General features: G+C 68.2%; 1 protein-coding gene. It reads left to right on the top strand.

All coding sequences use genetic code 11. The features are described from left to right. Positions 1–477 (top strand): HAD hydrolase family protein (locus tag JCM19049_RS16975; protein WP_279403501.1); only part of this gene is annotated, 477 nt, incomplete at its 5' end. Between the last annotated feature and the right edge of the window lie 124 nt (positions 478–601).

Raw genomic sequence — 601 nt, 5'->3', positions numbered from 1 at the left:
CAGCAGCCCACCGAACGGGTGGCCCGGGCGGTCGCCCCCTATTATGCGCGCACCGAGTCGGTGCCCGATCTCCTGCAGGTCCGCGACGAGACCATCAAGCTGGCCATCCACAGCCCCGCGAATTCCGCGGCCGTGGCCAAGGTGTTGGAACCGCTCAGTCAGGAGCTGCAGGTGGTGATTTCCGGGCCGGACTGGGTGGATGTGATGAACCTGGGCGTGCACAAGGGCATCGCGGTGCGCCGGCTGCAGGAATCCCTGGGCATCGGGCCGCAGCAGACGGCGGTGTTCGGGGACTACCTCAACGACCTGCAGATGCTGCAGGCCGCGACGTATTCCTTCGCGATGCACAACGCACACCCCACCATCCGGCAGGAGGCGCGGTTCACCGCCCCGCCGAACAGCGAGTACGGGGTGCTGCAGGTGCTGCAGGCCTACCTGGCAGGTGCGCCGCAGCTGCTGGGCCACCAGGTGCGCTGAACCTGCGCCGGCATCGAACCGGACGTGCGTGGGGTGCAGAACCTGTGGCCGGAGCCGGTGGTTTTAGCACCCCTGGTTACCGGGCCGGCGGTTTTAGAACCCGCGGCGTCGGCCGATGAAGCGG

The organism is Arthrobacter sp. JCM 19049 (assembly GCF_001310435.1).
Note: the sequence above shows the minus strand (reverse complement) of the source record. Positions and strands in the feature narration are given on the sequence as shown.